General features: G+C 62.2%; 12 protein-coding genes. 8 read left to right on the top strand and 4 right to left on the bottom strand.

All coding sequences use genetic code 11. The annotated features are described in order from the left end of the window. The first annotated feature begins 22 nt into the window (after positions 1-22). The 3 genes from lat to KF885_01465 are packed head-to-tail and all read left to right on the top strand — an operon-like array spanning position 23 to position 4338. Positions 23-1366 (top strand): L-lysine 6-transaminase, encoded by a 1344-nt coding sequence (gene lat, locus KF885_01455; GenBank protein MBX3047820.1) that lies wholly within the window; start codon positions 23-25, stop codon positions 1364-1366. A gap of 48 nt (positions 1367-1414) precedes the next feature. Continuing rightward, the gene (locus tag KF885_01460; protein MBX3047821.1) at positions 1415-2971 is read left to right on the top strand and encodes a PAS domain-containing protein; all 1557 of its coding nucleotides are present in this window, start codon (positions 1415-1417) and stop codon (positions 2969-2971) included. Positions 2972-2991: 20 nt separating this feature from the next. Further along, positions 2992-4338, top strand: a complete 1347-nt coding sequence (locus KF885_01465; GenBank protein MBX3047822.1) for a hypothetical protein — start codon at positions 2992-2994, stop codon at positions 4336-4338. Between the two features lie 158 nt (positions 4339-4496). Here the strand turns inward: KF885_01465 and KF885_01470 are convergent, their stop codons facing one another. Then, a complete protein-coding gene (locus tag KF885_01470; protein MBX3047823.1) occupies positions 4497-5165 on the bottom strand; it encodes an FHA domain-containing protein in 669 nt (222 codons plus the stop codon). Positions 5166-5300: 135 nt separating this feature from the next. On the opposite strand from KF885_01470, the gene KF885_01475 reads away from it, so the two are divergent. Beyond that, positions 5301-6284, top strand: a complete 984-nt coding sequence (locus KF885_01475; protein MBX3047824.1) for a serine/threonine protein kinase — start codon at positions 5301-5303, stop codon at positions 6282-6284. Here the strand turns inward: KF885_01475 and KF885_01480 are convergent. Continuing rightward, entirely contained in the window at positions 6249-9113 is a 2865-nt protein-coding gene (locus KF885_01480; protein ID MBX3047825.1) for a hypothetical protein, read from the bottom strand. The two genes, KF885_01475 and KF885_01480, sit on opposite strands and share 36 nt — an antisense overlap. A gap of 137 nt (positions 9114-9250) precedes the next feature. On the opposite strand from KF885_01480, the gene KF885_01485 reads away from it, so the two are divergent. Then, on the top strand, positions 9251-9931 hold the full coding sequence (locus KF885_01485) for a glycosyltransferase family 2 protein (protein MBX3047826.1): 681 nt from the start codon (positions 9251-9253) through the stop codon (positions 9929-9931). A gap of 6 nt (positions 9932-9937) precedes the next feature. Here the strand turns inward: KF885_01485 and recJ are convergent, their stop codons facing one another. Beyond that, entirely contained in the window at positions 9938-11713 is a 1776-nt protein-coding gene (recJ, locus tag KF885_01490; protein MBX3047827.1) for a single-stranded-DNA-specific exonuclease RecJ, read from the bottom strand. A 10-nt stretch (positions 11714-11723) separates the two neighbouring features. Between recJ and KF885_01495 the strand changes: the two genes are divergently transcribed. The 3 genes from KF885_01495 to tpiA are packed head-to-tail and all read left to right on the top strand — an operon-like array spanning position 11724 to position 15020. Continuing rightward, positions 11724-13061 carry a YvcK family protein gene (locus KF885_01495; protein ID MBX3047828.1) on the top strand — a complete coding sequence of 446 codons (1338 nt, stop codon included), beginning with the start codon at positions 11724-11726 and terminating at the stop codon, positions 13059-13061. Positions 13062-13074: 13 nt separating this feature from the next. Then, positions 13075-14253 carry a phosphoglycerate kinase gene (locus KF885_01500; GenBank protein MBX3047829.1) on the top strand — a complete coding sequence of 393 codons (1179 nt, stop codon included), beginning with the start codon at positions 13075-13077 and terminating at the stop codon, positions 14251-14253. A gap of 2 nt (positions 14254-14255) precedes the next feature. Further along, a complete protein-coding gene (tpiA, locus tag KF885_01505; GenBank protein MBX3047830.1) occupies positions 14256-15020 on the top strand; it encodes a triose-phosphate isomerase in 765 nt (254 codons plus the stop codon). 69 nt (positions 15021-15089) lie between these two features. Here the strand turns inward: tpiA and upp are convergent, their stop codons facing one another. Next, positions 15090-15716, bottom strand: coding sequence for a uracil phosphoribosyltransferase (gene upp, locus KF885_01510; GenBank protein MBX3047831.1), 627 nt, complete (start codon positions 15714-15716; stop codon positions 15090-15092). Positions 15717-15807 lie beyond the last annotated feature (91 nt).

Consider the following 15807-nt stretch of genomic DNA (forward strand, 5'->3'; position numbering starts at 1 on the left):
CGATTTTTGGAGATAGAACTCGATGAAAGCTTCTGAAGTTCACGCGCAAATTGAAAAACACCTGCCATCCGGCGCAGAGCCAATCGTGGTGGACTTGGAAAAGTCCCAGGGCGCCTATTTGCACGATGCGCTGACCGGCAAGGACTATATTGACTTCTATACCTATTTTGCCAGCGCGCCGATCGGCCACAACCACCCCAAGATGCACGATGCCGCCTTTATCGAGAAACTGCTTAGCGTGGCGATCACCAAGCCTTCTTCCTCGGATTTTTACACGACCTACATGGCGGAATTTGTGGACACGTTTGCCCGCATCGCCATGCCGGCCGAGATGAAGCACCTGTTCCTGATCGCCGGCGGGGCGCTGGCGGTGGAAAATGCATTGAAGACCGCCTTTGACTGGAAAACGCGCCAGAACTTCGGGCGCATCGGCAAGCCGGCCCCCAAGGGCCAGCCGCACCGCATTGAGGGGATGGGCACCAAGGTGATCCATTTCCGTGAAGCCTTCCACGGTCGCTCCGGCTACACCATGTCGCTGACCAACACGGATGACCCGCGCAAGTACTTGTATTTCCCCAAGTTCGACTGGCCGCGGGTGCTGAACCCCAAACTGCGCTTCCCTGTCACCGATGAGGTGCTGGCGGAGGTCAAGCGCGCCGAGGAGATCGCCATCGCGCAGATCGAGGCGGCGGTGCAGCAGTACCCGGGTGATGTGGCGGCGCTGATCATTGAACCGATCCAGGGCGAAGGCGGCGACAACCACTTCCGTCCCGAATTCTTTGCCGAACTGCGCCGCCTGGCCGATGAGCACGAGTTCCTGTTCATCGCCGACGAGATCCAGAGCGGTCTGGGCATCACCGGCAAGACCTGGGCCATCGAGCATATGGGCGTGCAGCCGGACATCATCGTCTTCGGCAAGAAGACCCAGGTGTGCGGCATCATCGCCGGCCCGCGCATCGACCAGGTGCCTGACAACGTCTTTGAAGAAGAGAGCCGCATCAATTCCACCTGGGGCGGTGACCTGACCGACATGGTGCGCTCCGCCCGCTTCCTGGAGATCATCCAGGAAGAGAAACTGATGGAGCACACGGCCAAGATGGGCGAGAAGCTGATGGGCGGTCTGCACAGCCTGGCGGCTGACTCCAAGGGCGTGCTGAGCAACGTGCGCGGCCGCGGCATGATGGTGGCTTTTGACCTGCCGGACAAGGCGGCGCGTGACACCACCATCGGCGCCATGAAGGACAATGGCCTGTATGCACTGAAGTCAGGCGAACGCTCCATCCGCTTCCGCGGCATGCTGGACGTGCCCGCCGAAGTGATCGACAAGGCTCTGGAGATCACCGCCAAGAGCCTGCCGAAGAAGTAAACATCCTTTCGGCCGCGTTTTTGGCTATCATAGGGGGAAGGTCTGCTGATGCTGCCTGACTTCAGAGTACGCCAACGCGACTACCTGCTGGAAATTGCCCGCGCCATCACCCAGGAGTTGAACCTGGATGATGTCTTGGCGCGCATCCTGCAGCACGCGGCAGAGCTGCTGGCCGGCCAGGCTGGCCTGGTGGCGCTGCGCGGCAATGAAGGCGGCTGGAATGTAGCCGCCTTCATTGGTATTCCGGAGCCGCTGATCAGCTACCTGGACCCGCTGCTGGCTGAGGTGCCCGATTTTGAGGAAGCGGCCCGCTTCGAGATCCCCGAGGTCAACCGTCTGCTGCAGAACCTGGCACGCGAAGTCAGCCTGGGCCTGCTGAGCGGCGTGGGTCTGCCGCTGATCGTGCAGAATTCGGTGCTGGGCGTTATTTTTGTCTTTCGCAATTACCACGGCCGTTTTTCGCGTGAGGACCAACTGTTGCTGCAGAGCTTTGCCGACCAGGCCGCCATCGCCGTGCACAACGCGCAGCTGTACAACCAAAGCCGCGGCCAGGCCCAGCGGCTGGACGGCCTGCTGAATTCCGTGGCGGACGGCATCCTGATCCTGCAACCCAACCACGCCATCGAGCGCTGCAACCCGGCGCTGGCGCGCCTGCTGGGCAAGACGCCCAGCGAGATCGTGGGCCGGGAGCATGCGCAGGTCATTCTGTGGAAAGAGGTCACCCACGGGCCTACGCTGGAACGCGCTGAAGCGGGCGGCTGGCCGTTGACCCCCACGGCCACGCTGTACGTGGAAGGCGACCTGCTGCGCAAAGACGGCAGCACCCTGCCGGTGGGGATCACCTACGCTCCGCTGCTGAACCCCGAAGGCCAACTGATCAACATCATCGCCTCGGTGCGGGATGTGAGCCACTTCCGCCAGGCCGAGGAGATGCAAAGCACCTTCATCTCGGTGATCAGCCATGAGCTCAAGACCCCGGTGGCGCTGATCAAGGGCTATGTGGGCACGCTGCGCCGTGAAGACGTGCGCTGGGATAGCAAAGTAGTGCAAGACAGCCTGGAAGTGATCGAGGAAGAGGCCGACCACCTGGCCGAACTGATCGAGAACTTGCTGGACGCCTCCCGCCTGGAGGCCGGCGCGCTGGCATTGAATGCCAGCGATCTGGCGCTGGGGCGCCTGGCGGAGCGCATTGTAGAGCGCTTCCGCACCCAGACAGACAAGCACAATATCGTGCTAGACTTCCCCCCGGACTTTCCCATAGTGCTGGGCGACGAGCAGCGCCTAGGGCAGGTGCTGCTCAACCTGCTGTCCAACGCGGCCAAGTATTCGCCGCAAGGCGGCGAGATCCGCATCATTGGCCAAGTGCGGCCGGAGCATGTGGTAGTGTGCGTACAGGACCAAGGGCCGGGCATCCCGCCGGGCGACATGCCGCACATCTTCGACCGCTTCTATCGCGCCGGCGAAACCGCCCGCAGCACCAAGGGCGCCGGGCTGGGCCTGTACCTGACGCGCGCCATCCTGGAAGCGCATGGTGGCAGCATTTGGGTCGATACTCAGTATAAAGACGGCGCCCGGGTATGCTTCTCGCTGCCGCGTGCGCAATAAACTATTTTTTGGAAGAGAGCATGGCTAAAATTCAAGTACCCTGTCCCAACTGCAAACAACCCAGCGTGACCGAGATCGAGCAGCTATTTGATGTGGCCGCGGACCCGCAAGCCAAGCAGCGCCTGCTGAATGGCAGCTTCAACGTGATCAACTGCCCTTTCTGTGGTTTTCAGGGCCAGGTACCCACCCCGCTGATCTATCACGACCCTTCCAAGGAATTTTTGCTGACCTATTTCCCGGCGGAGTTGAACGTGCCGGTGATGGAGCAGGAACGCAGCATCGCCCCGCTGATCAACAAAGTGGTGGACAACCTGCCGCAAGAGCAGCGCAAGGGCTATCTGTTCAACCCGCAGCAGATGTTCACCCTGCAGAACCTGATCGAAAAAGTGCTGGAAGGCGAGGGCATCACCAAAGAGATGCTGGACGCCCAGCGCAAGCGGGTAGACCTGCTGCAGCGCCTGATGGCCGCCAGCGATGACGGCCTGGTGGGAATGGTGCAAGCCGCCAGCGAGACGATCGACAGCGAGTTCTTCACCCTGCTGAGCCGCATGCTGGAAGCGGGCATGGCCGCCCGCGACGAGGCCAGCGTATCCAAGCTTGGCCGCATTCAGGAAGCGCTGCTGGAGCATACCGAGATGGGCCGGCAGATCAAGTCGCAGGCCGACGAGGTGGAGGCCGCCCGCCAAAGCCTGGAAGCGGCCGGCAAAGAGCTCACGCGTGAAAAATTGTTGGACCTGCTGAGCGAGGCGGCTGGCAACGACATCCGCTTCAATGCGCTGGCCAGCATGGCGCGCCCGGGGCTGGATTACAGCTTCTTTCAGATGCTGAGCGAACGACTGGACGCAGCGGATGGGGCCGACAAAGACAAGCTGAACAAGATGCGCGAGGATCTGCTGGAGATCACCAAGCGCGTGGATGAGCAATTGCAGGCCCGTTTGAATGTGGCCCTGCGCAACCTGGACGCCTTGCTGGAGGCCGAAGATGCGGCCGTGCTGATCCAGGAGAACCCGGCCGTGTTAGATGAATTCTTCATCCAGGTCTTGAACCAGTCGCTGGGGGAAGCCCAACAGAATAATGACAGCGCCCGCCTGCAGAAACTGCAAGCGCTGACCCAAGTCATCCAGCAGCTGATCACCCCGGGCTACAACCCGGAACTATTGGACAAGCTGATGGAAGCCGCGGACGAAGAAACGCTCAAAAAGATCGTGGCCGAGCACAAAGACGAGATCACCCCTGAGTTCATCGAGAGCCTGTCAGCGATGATGATGCAGCTGGAAGCTACTGAGGATAAAGAGCTAACCGAAAAGATCCGGGCAGCGTACCGCGCCGCGCTGCGCGTCTCGATGGAAAAGGGTATGCAGGGGTAGCTATAGGCTGTAAGCCATAAGCTCTAAGCAAAGCTTGCGATTTTCTAGGGCTGGGATAAACATTCAGGTTGCTTCGCTAGGCTTGCTATGTAAGCATCCCTCGCAAAAGACGAGTCAAGTTTTCGCGTAGGGGCGAGGCATGCCTCGTCTTTCGCGCTCTACAGCTTGGGATTGTCCAGGCGCAGGCCGTGGCCGCGCACGGTGACAACATATTCGAAGCCCTGGTCGGCTTCGGCCAATCGGTCGCGCAAACGACGTACCAGGGCGTCGACGGCCTGGTCGGAGATGCCGTAGGCTTCCTCCTGGCCCCAAACCGCCCGCACCATCTCCTCACGCGGCACCACCAAGCCATCACGGCGGTAAAGCAGGTCGAGCATGGTGAATTGGGCCAGTGAGAGCGGCGGGGCAATCTCCACCTGATTGGCCCACACCCGGCGGGAGCGTTTGTCCATGCGCAGGCGGCGTTCTTCCAGGCCGCTTTCCACAGGCGGTTCAAATTCCAAGGGGACGGTGGCGTCCGAGCTGATAAAGGCGAACTTTTGGGCGAGGGCGATCTGAACGATGTCGCCGTCCTTCAGCAAGACCCGGCCGTGCAGCTGCTCACCGTTGTGATGGGTACCGTTCTTGCTGTCCAGATCTTCGAGCACCACGCCATCATCGCTCAGGCGCAGCTGGGCGTGTTGGCGAGAGATTTTGCGATCAGGAATGACAATGTCGCAGTCCTGGTCGCGACCAATCGTTAGAGGGCCACGGATTGGCCATCGTTCTCCACTTAATGGCCCACTCTGTGCCAAGAGAACGGGATGGGACTCGTTCTTAGAAGCCATCAAACCTCTCAAGTTATAATACCAAAATTCTGGCTACTCAATTCAGCGCCTTAGTCAAGACGCTGCCAGACGCCCAGCCGTTACGCCCCGCAACAATTTCGGCTGGAAGGAATTCATTTTGAAAGAAGAGACCACATGCCCTTAGAAGTTGGCGAGGTGCTGCGCGAGCGCTATCGCATTGCTCAATTCATCAGCCGCGGCGGTATGGGAAGTATATACCTTGCCGATGATCTGCGTTTGCAGGGCCGCCAATGCGCGGTAAAAGAAGTGCGCCTGGACCCGTCCTTGTCGCAGGAAACACTGGACCAGACCCGCGCCCAGTTCCTGCGAGAAGCCACGGTACTGGCGCGCCTGGACCACACCAACCTGCCCAAAGTCTCTGACTTCTTTTCCGAAGAGCACAGTGACTACCTGGTGATGGATTACATCCCCGGCGAGGACCTGCGCTCCTTAATGATGGCCGCCCGCCAACGCGGCGAATTCCTGAGGGAAGAAGAAGTGCTGCTGTGGGCCAGCCAAATCGGCGACGCCCTGCATTACCTGCACAGCCAGGACCCGCCGATCTTGCACCGAGATGTGAAGCCGAGCAACATCAAGCTGACGCCCAACGGCGTGGTGAAGCTGGTGGATTTTGGGCTGGTGAAGATCCTGGCCGCGCAGGAGGATACGGTGACCATCGTGCAGGGGCGCGGCACGGCGCTTTACACGCCGCTGGAGCAATATGGCGGCGACACGGGCCACACAGACGCCCGCAGCGATGTATACGCCTTTGGGGCCACGCTGTATCACCTGCTGACCAATACGCCGCCGATCGAAGCGCGCGAACGTTTCCTCAACCCCAACAGCATGCCAGCCATGCGCGAACTGAACCCGGAGATCAGCTCGCGCACCGAGCGAACCGCGATCTGGGCGCTGAGCCTGCACCCGGAGGAGCGCCCGCAGAGCATTCAGGCCCTGCAAGAAGCCCTGCTAGGCAAGCTGGAGCCGAATTCACGCAACAGCGGGCGTTTGCCCAACCCCACCCTGGCCGATATCTTGAGTTCACGCGCAGAGCGCGGGCTATTGTGGCTGGCGGGCAGCCTGCTATTGCTCAGTCTTATCGCTTCGATTGGACGCTGAGCCGGTCATGGGCCGCGGCATATTGGCCACTTCCTGCCACAGCCAGGCGGCTGCCCAACCCAAGCCGGCGCCCATCAGCGCGCACAGCACCACACCCCACTCCCCGCTCCAGTTCAAGATGGCCTGGCTGCCCGGCAAATCAAACGCCAGGTAACTGCCCACCAACAAGCCGCCAATCAAAGTACACAGCCCGTAACGCACCGCCCAGCGCGTGCGCTGGCTGTTCAGGCTGGCCTGATAAGCAAAGACTGCGGCCAGGACAGAGATAAGCGTGGTCAGGAACCATTCGACCAAACCAGCCCGGGGGGGTTCCACCTCAATTGGGGGGGCGTCGGTGACGGCCGGGGGGATGGCCGATGCGGTGGCCATCATCTGAGCCTGGGCCGTCTGAGTGGCCTGGAGCGCCAGCCCCTCCGGATTGATGCCCAAGACCTCGAACTGCTGTGCGATAGAAACTGCGCGGGGGTCGCCGCTGACCGCCAGGATCTGCAAGAAACCTTCGGCCTCAATGGAGTAGGAAGCCGCGGCATAACCCTGGCGGGTAGGGGCGGACAGCTGGCGGCTGAGGCCGGGGCCTTCATTGGTGAGCGAGATCTCGAAAGTGAGTATGGTCCCATCCGGCACGATGTGCCCGTTGTGGTCCAATACCGGGCCAGCTTGCAAACTGAGCGAATCGCCTGCCTGGAAAATGGGTGGCGGGGTGGGCTGGGGAGTGACGCTGCTCTGCGTGGCCTCTGCTTCCGCCGTTTGACTGGGGAGCGGCTCGGGCGGTGAAACCCGCTGTACTTGCAGTGGGATGGTCTGGGCCGGGTTGGGGGCCACGGCGGACAACAGACTGTAGCCAATTCCCTCTACAGACACCGGGGAGACCCCGGAAGCATGCAGCTCCTGGAAGAGCAGACGGGCGGCCACCTGCGCCAGGCCGGTGCGCTTGGCGTACAGACCGTAATAGGCGCTCACACGGGTAATGTCAGTGGCGTCCAGGTAATAGGGGGCGTCCATGGCAAAGACGACCACTTTTTTGTTTTGCAGCAAGTCCGGCCGCTCGGAAAGCAGGCGGCGCAAGGCATTCGACTCGGGCCGGCTGTCCTGCCGGGTGGGCAGAAAGACCACCCATTCGGCGATTTGCAGGCTGGCCGTCACGGGGTCCTGGCCGTCCGGCCACAGGCCGTCCAGCGTGCGGGCCAGTTGGGAAAAGGAAAATGAGGTCAGGTTGGCGGTGGAGATCTGGTTGCCGCCGCGTGGGCCATACAGGTCGGCCACCGCGTCGGCCATGGCGCTGACCGGGAGCGCACTTTCCGGCAGGCAACTGCTGCACTGCAAGACATTGTAGCTGTCGGTAATGAAGACGATCTGCTCGAAGCGCCCCGGGCTGCTAGGAAGCACGCTGCCCAGCTGGTCCATGTCCGGGCTGAGCAAAGTGGCGGAGCGGCGCCCCACCTCGAAGATCAGAGCTTGATTTTGTTGCAGCGCCTGCCAGCTATCCACTTCTGGCAGCACCTCATCCAGCGAGAATTCCGGGTAGAGCTTGAATTTGAGAGCCAGCACGCGCAGGGCAGATTGATCGACGCGCTCGGCAAAAGCTGCATCTTCCCGGTATTTTTGGGCAAAGAATGAGACCGTGTTGCGGATGCTGGTATAGGCATCCGGGTCGCCAGTCGCCAAGAAGTTGCCCAGGTAGAGCAAGTCGTTGCCGGCCAGAAATGCATCACGCGCCACCAGGGGCGAATTGAAGGCCTGCTCGGTGGAGTCATAGTTGCGGCGGATGGCGCGGGTGCCGAGATTGTCGCTGATCACCAGACCACCGGCGGCACGCCAATCGACAAAAGGCTGCAAGCCCAGCAGCTGGGCAAACGCTTGTGCGTCCAGACTGATGGGGCGTGTGGTGGTGCGAATATTGCCCTGAAAGCCCTGATAGCGAATGTGAGCCATCAACATCGCATCGGCCGTGGTTTGGACATCCGGTGCCTCGCCAGTCACGGCGAAGAAGGGCGCCAGTTCGACTTGGGTGAGCTGCTCCAGCGACTCACGCACGGTGGGCACTTCCTCCCCCACCGGACGGTCGGTGCCGCCATTGCCGGGCAGGTGCTTGGCCACCACGGCGATGCGGCCGTCGCCGCCGGTGTGCACGCCGCGGATGTAAGCCTGGCCCATTTGGGCGACCCAGAAGGGGTCACCGCCAAAGCTGCGCGCCCCCAGGTCACCCAAACTTTCCGGGCGGGGGTCTTCCAAGACATCCAGCGAGGGACCCAGGAGCATATTGACGCCTAAGGTGGAGAGTTCGCGACCCAACAGCTCGCCGGCCTGGCGCGCAAGCTCCGGGTCCCAGGTGGCGCCTAGCGCCATAGCAGAAGGCTGCGGGCTGAGCCCTTCGAGGATCTGGTCGTAGGGGTAGCCATTGCCTTCTTGATTGATGGCCACCAGCAGGGGAATGTATTGGCCGGTATAGCTCTGGCCGCTGAGCACGTCGGCGCGCGTCTCGCCGGCGTTGGCGGCGGCCGCCTGCTGCAGCGCCCGCGTCAGGCTGTCCAGGTCAGCCAGCGTATCTGGCAGGCCGGAGAAATTGTCCATATCGCGGCGGAGGACCACGCCGCCGATGTGATAGTTGGCGATCAGATCGTAGATCTGGCTTTCCGCACTGGCGCCGGCGCCTACGAAGGTGGCCAGAAACAGCTGCCCCACGCGCTGCTCGGGGGTGAGCTCCTGCAGCAGGACGGCCGCCTTGCTCAGGGGGTCATCCAGCTGGGCGGCGTACGCCGCCTGACTTTGGCGGGGCGCGGCCAACCAGGGCCCCAGCGCCAACGCCAAAACCAACCCTACTCGCCACATTCTGGGGAATATGCTCTTAAAACTCAAACTGCCCATGCAAAAACACCGCCGGTAATGGTCCGAGCCTGCATCCCCTGTGGCTCTGCGGGGATTATAGCATGCGGGTTTTTGAGCGCACCCGGCGTATAATCCGGGCCATGAAGCTCAGCATCGTGATGCCTGTGTACAACGAGGCCCAAACAATTCTGGAGATCCTCAAGCGCGTCAAAGCCACCGGCGTGGCAGATGAGATCGTTGTGGTGGACGATGGTTCACAAGACGGCACAGCAGATGTATTGGCGAGCCTAAATGACCCTCAAGTGCGCCTGGTCGTGCACCCGCGCAATCAGGGCAAGGGCGCGGCGGTGCGCACGGGCATCCAGGCGGCGCAAGGTGAACTGATCCTGATCCAAGACGCCGACCTGGAATATGACCCGCGCGACATCCCGGCGCTGCTCAAGCCGATGGAAGAGGGCATCGCCGATGTGGTCTATGGTTCGCGTTTTATGGGGGCGCCGCGCCGGCCCACGATGTTCTGGCATATGGTGGCCAACAAACTGCTGACGCTGATCACCAATATCCTGTACAACAACATTCTGACGGATATGGAAACCGGCTACAAACTTTTCCGGCGCGAGGCGCTGGCGGGCATCACCATCCGTTCCAACAGCTTCAACTTTGAACCCGAGATCACGGCCAAACTGCTAAAGCGGCGGGCGCGCATTTATGAAGTGCCGATCAGTTTCAACCCGCGCGATTATTCCGAAGGCAAAAAGATCAAGCTCAAGGACGCTTTTGAAGCGTTGTGGGCCTTGCTGAAGTATCGTTTTGTTGACTGAGCGGGTTTAGTCGCTGGGGCGCAGGTCGCGCACGTTGAGCTGCAGCGAGGTGCGGCCGTTGAATTCGTTGGCTTCAAAGCGATAGAGCAGATCAAGGCGCGGGGGCAAGTTCTGCATCCAATGCCCCTGGCGAAACGCGATCGCATCATAGGTGATCCAGCCATCGCTGACCTTGAGCTTAAGGTGGGCGCCCTCTTCCCCCACTCCACGCGCATCACGCACGCTGAGGCCGCGGCTGACCAGGTTGACCTGCGGGTTATCCATGCCGGTCGGCTCGACCTGCTCCAGCAGCCCCAACAACTCTGGCTTGAGGTCGATCAGAGGCAGCTCCGCATCGGCGCGCAGCACCTGGCGCAGCTGCAAGCTGACCAGCTGCTCACCGACTAAGGCTTGCAAGCGCTGCATGGCTTCGGCATAGTGCTGGTTGGGAACGGTGAAGCCGGCCGCGGCGGCATGCCCGCCAAAGTTGGTGAACAGGTCGGCGCAGGTTTGCAGCGCATCGGTAATGTGCAGCTCAGGGATGCTGCGGCATGAGGCGCGGGTAAAGTCCGGGCCGCGGTGGGCCACGATGGCGGGGCGATAGAACTTCTCCACCAGGCGGGAGGCCACCAGGCCGACCACGCCGGGATTGAACTGCTCGTGGGCGGCGATAAGCAGGAAATCCTGCGGGCTTTGGGCAGCCACGATCTCTTCGGCCGTGGCGGTCATCTCGCGCGTGAGCGCTTGGCGTTCACGATTCTGGCTGTCCAGATACTGGGCCAGCCGCCCGGCCTCAAACAAGTCCGTGCTGACCAGCAAATTGAGCGCATTCAGGGCGGTTTCCAGGCGGCCGGCGGCATTCAGCCGCGGCCCCAGCAGGTAGCCGATGTCGCCAGCGGTGACCTTGGCTGGCTTGACGCCGGAGGCGCCCATCAACGACCAGACGCCCTGGCGGGCTGGCTGGCGCAGGCGGGCTACGCCGTTGCGCACCATCCAGCGGTTTTCCCCGGCCAGGGGCACCATGTCTGCCACGGTGCCCAGCGCCACCAGATCCAGCAGGCTGGTGTCCGGCCCGGCGCCGGGCTGCATGCTGGACTGCACGGCACAGGCCAGCTTGTAAGCCGTGCCCACGCCGGCCAGCTGCTTTTCGGGGTACTCATCGCCCGGCTGCTTGGTGTTGATCACGGCGAAGGCGTCCGGCATCTCCGGCCCCGGTGAATGATGGTCAGTGATGATCAGGTCGAGCTTGAGGCGGCGCGCCTCGGCGGCTTCTTTCAAAGAGCGGATGCCGCAATCCACGCTGACGACCAGGTCCGCACCCTCTTCTTTCAGAGTGCGCAGGGCTTCAATATTAAGGCCGTACCCTTCTTCAAAACGATTGGGGATGTAGGGCCGCACCTGGGCGCCTAAGCGGCCGAAGCTGTCCAGCAGCAGCGCGGTGGCGGTGACGCCATCGGCGTCGTAATCGCCATAAACCACGATGTGCTCGCCCTTCTGGATGGCAGCCACCAGGCGGTCAACCGCCAGGGCCATGTCTTTAATCAGGAAGGGGTCATTGACCTCAGGCGGCAGGGCCTGCAGGTAACGTTCGGCTTCGGCGGCGGTGCGCACGCCGCGGTTGAACAACACCTGGCGCATCAGCGGGTGCTGCGTGCTGAGCTGCTGTTCTGTTTGCGGGTCCAGTTTGGCGGCGACGCGCCATTCACGTTGGGCGACTTCCATGATCAGCCGCCAATCATACCGTGAGATGTAGCCGCAGCTCCAAACCAGCGCGTTGACGCTGCTTCCAAAGACTGCTATCATCCCAAGCCTTATGGGTGCACGGCTCTCTAACGGGCTGCGCACAGCCTGGAATGAGGCGTTGCGCATCCTCCGCTGGCTCACTCCAGGCTTGGGGGTAAAGCGCTGGATTCTCCTGATATTTTTCGGAGCCTTTCTCATCGGCATTGGCGCGGCCATGCTGATCCTGGATGTGTACCGCCAGACCCCAGAGGTCTGGTGGCTGCAGATCTTCGATCTGTTTTCTTTGCGCTTCCTGGACCGCACCTTGCGCGCAGTGAGCTTCGCCCTGCTGGGTTTTGGTTCAATGGTGTACGGTGTGATCAAGATGAACCGCTCCTTGATGGCGCCCTACCAGCGCCCGGGGCAGGCCATGGTGGATACGCTGGCGGACCACCGACGCCGCGGCCGCGGGCCGCGCATTGTGGTGATCGGCGGGGGACATGGTCTGGGCACCCTGCTGCGCGGCCTCAAAGCACACACCTATAATCTGACCGCCATCGTGACCATGGCAGACGACGGCGGCTCCTCTGGCCGCCTGCGCAATTCACTGGGTGTGCTGCCCCCCGGCGATATCCGCAATTGTCTGGCAGCGCTTTCCAACGACGAAACCCTGATCACCCAGCTTTTCCAATATCGCTTCTCCGGCGGCGAAAGCGGCATGGAGGGTCATTCCTTCGGCAACCTGTTCATCAGCGCCCTAAGCGAGATCACCGGCAGCTTCGAAGAAGCTATCGCCGAATCCGGCCGGGTGCTTTCGGTGCACGGCCAGGTGCTGCCAGCCACGCTGCACGATGTGCGCCTGGTGGCGGACATGGCCGTGCCGCTGGCCGGCATGGAAGTGCGTGTGCACGGCGAGAGCCAGATCCCCCATATGCGCGGGTCGGTGCGGCGCGTATGGCTGGAGCCCAATTCGCCGCCCGCCTACCCGGACGCGATCAATGCGCTGCTCAACGCCGACCTGATCGTGATCGGCCCGGGCAGCCTGTACACCAGCATTCTGCCCAACCTGCTGGTGCCTGACCTGGCGGCGGCGGTCAAGAACAGCTCGGCGCTGAAGATTTTTATCTGCAACCTGGCCACCCAAGCCGGTGAAACCGACGGCTACCGCTGCGGCGACCATGTGCAAGCCATTGAGGAACACATTGGCAAGGGCGTCTTTGATATTGTGCTGAGCAACCAGGAGCAGTCCGCCAGGCTGCCGGCCGGCTCGGAGTGGGTGGTGGCCGAAGAAGGGTTGGAAAAACATTACGCCCTGTACAAAGCTGCGCTGGCAGACCCCAAGAAACCCGGCCACCATGATGCAGCCCGGCTGGCTCAGATATTGATGGACCTGCTGCAGGAACGCACAGGCCCGCTGGCAGAGATCTAGAGAGGATTTGGACGTGTTCAACAAGAAGACGATTGCAGACATTGAGCCGCGCGGCCAACGCGTACTGGTGCGGGTGGACTTCAATGTGCCGATTGACAACGGCGTGGTGCAGGACGATACGCGCATCCGCGCCGCCCTGCCGACGATCAACAACCTGCTGGAACGCGGCGCAGCGGTGCTGCTGTGCTCCCATCTGGGCCGCCCCAAAGACGAGCCTGACCCGCAATATTCGCTGAAGCCGGTGGCCGACTACCTGGCGACCCTGGTCAGCGCGCCGGTCAAATTCTGCCCGGAATGTGTGGGGCCAGAGGCGGAAGCCGCCGCGACCGCCCTGCAGCCCGGCGAGATCCTGCTGCTGGAGAACACGCGCTTCTATCCCGGCGAGACCAAGAACGACCCGCAGATGGCGACTCAACTGGCCAAGCTGGCCGATATTTATGTGAACGATGCCTTCGGCTCGGCCCACCGCGCCCACGCTTCGACCGAGGGCGTGGCGAAGCACCTGCCAGCCGTGGCCGGCCTGCTGATGGAGCAAGAGATCCGCTACCTGGGCCAGGCCCTGGCTGAACCGCGGCGGCCATTCGTCGCCATTCTGGGCGGCGCCAAGGTCAGTGACAAGATCGGAGTGATCCGCAACCTGCTGACCAAGGCCGACCAGCTGTTGATCGGCGGCGGCATGGCCAACACTTTCCTCAAGGCGCTGGGCTATGCGCTGGGCGATTCGCTGGTGGAGGCGGAGGCCGTGGAGACGGCCAAGGGCTTACTGGCAGAAGACGGCGACAAGCTGCACCTGCCGGTGGACGTCGTCATCGCAGATGCTTTTGACGCCAGCGCACAGCACAAAACGATAGCGACCGGCGACGTGCCGGAGGGTTGGCGTATCCTGGACATCGGCGCGCAGACCACGGCGGCCTTTAGCGAGCAAGTCGCCAAGGCGGGAACCGTGGTGTGGAATGGGCCGATGGGCGTGTTTGAAATGAAGCCGTTCGCCGCAGGCACCTTTGCGCTGGCGCAAGCGGTGGCCGATTCCTCGGCGGACAGCATCATCGGCGGCGGCGACTCTGTGGCCGCCGTGCAGCAGTCCGGCCTGGCCGATAAGATCACCCATATCTCCACTGGCGGCGGCGCCTCGCTGGAAATGCTGGAAGGCAAGCTGCTGCCCGGCTTGGCCGCCTTGCAGGACAAGGAATAATCATGGCACGCACACCCCTGATCGCCGGCAACTGGAAAATGAACAAGACCTCCGCCGAGGCGCTGCACCTGGTGGAAGAGATGCTGCCCGGGCTGCAGGCCGTGGCTGGGGTGGACAAGCTGGTCTGTCCGCCCGCCACGGCGCTGATGCCGGTCTCGGCCTTGCTGCACAACAGCGGCGTGGCTCTGGGCGCGCAGAACTTATATTGGGAAGAGTCCGGCGCTTTCACCGGCGAGATTTCCCCCAGCATGGTGGCGGAGTTTTGCCAATATGTGATCATCGGACATTCGGAGCGCAGAGCGCTGTTTGGCGAGAGCGACGCAGACGTGCAGCGCAAGGTACGTGCGGCGCTGGCCGCCGGGCTGCGCCCGGTGTTGTGCGTGGGCGAGACCCTGCAGGAGAATGAAGCCGGCCAGGCGGCCGAAGTGCTCTCGCGGCAGCTGCGCGCCGCGCTGGACGGCAGCTCGCTCAACTCAGCGGCGGCGTTGGTGGTGGCCTATGAGCCGGTGTGGGCGATTGGCACCGGCAAAGCCGCCACGCCGGAGCAGACCAACACGCTGCTGCGCAACGTGGTGCGCCCGACCCTGGCTGGTCTGTACGGCGATGCGCTGGCCCAGGGCCTGCGCGTGCTGTATGGCGGCTCAGTCAATGCCAGCAACGCGGCCGGCTTCTTTGCCATGCCGGAGATCGACGGCGCGCTGGTGGGTGGGGCCAGTTTGAAGGCGGAGGAGTTCGTGGGGATCACGCAGGCGGCGGTTGCAAGCTAGACTCAACCGTCATTGCTTCGTCGTTCAGCGGCATAGCGCTTCACTCCTCGCAATGACAGATAACGCGTCTTACCCCGTGCCGAACTGACGGTCGCCGGCGTCGCCCAGACCGGGCACAATGTAGCCGATCTCGTTGAGGCGATCGTCCACCGCGCCGAGGTGGATCGGCACATCAGGATGCAGGCTGCTGAGATGCTCAATGCCCTCGGGCGCACCGATGATGCCCATGTACTTGATCTGGGTCACGCCCCAGTCCTTCAAGATGCTGACAGTCGCCGCCGCTGATCCGCCAGTGGCCAGCATGGGATCGAGCACCAGGCAGACGCCCACGGTGGGCAGCGTGGGCAGCTTGTTGTAGTACTGCACCGGCTGCAAGGTTTTCTCGTCTCGATACAGGCCAATGTGCCAGACCTGCGCGTCCGGAACCAGGTCCCAGACACCGTCCACCATGCCGAGGCCGGCGCGCAAAATGGGCACCAGACCCAGTTCTTTCTTGGTGCTGCGGCCCTGGGCCATGCCCATCGGCGTTTCCACTTGGCGCGCCTCCGTTTCCAGATCAAGAGTGGCTTCATAGGTCAACAGAGCGCTGATCTCACGCACCAATTCGCGGAATTTGCGCGGCTCAGTGCTTTTGTCTCGCAAAATAGACAGTTTATGGGCAACCAGAGGATGGGGGGAAGCGTGGACGTTTTTCATTTTGTTGAATACCTCAGCTAACAGGATTATATGTGGACTTGGCCGGCAGGGCGGCAAAAACCCGGGTCAGACCCGCTCATGTATAATCTTT

The organism is Anaerolineales bacterium, from assembly GCA_019637805.1.
Lineage (GTDB): Bacteria > Chloroflexota > Anaerolineae > Anaerolineales > UBA11579 > JAMCZK01.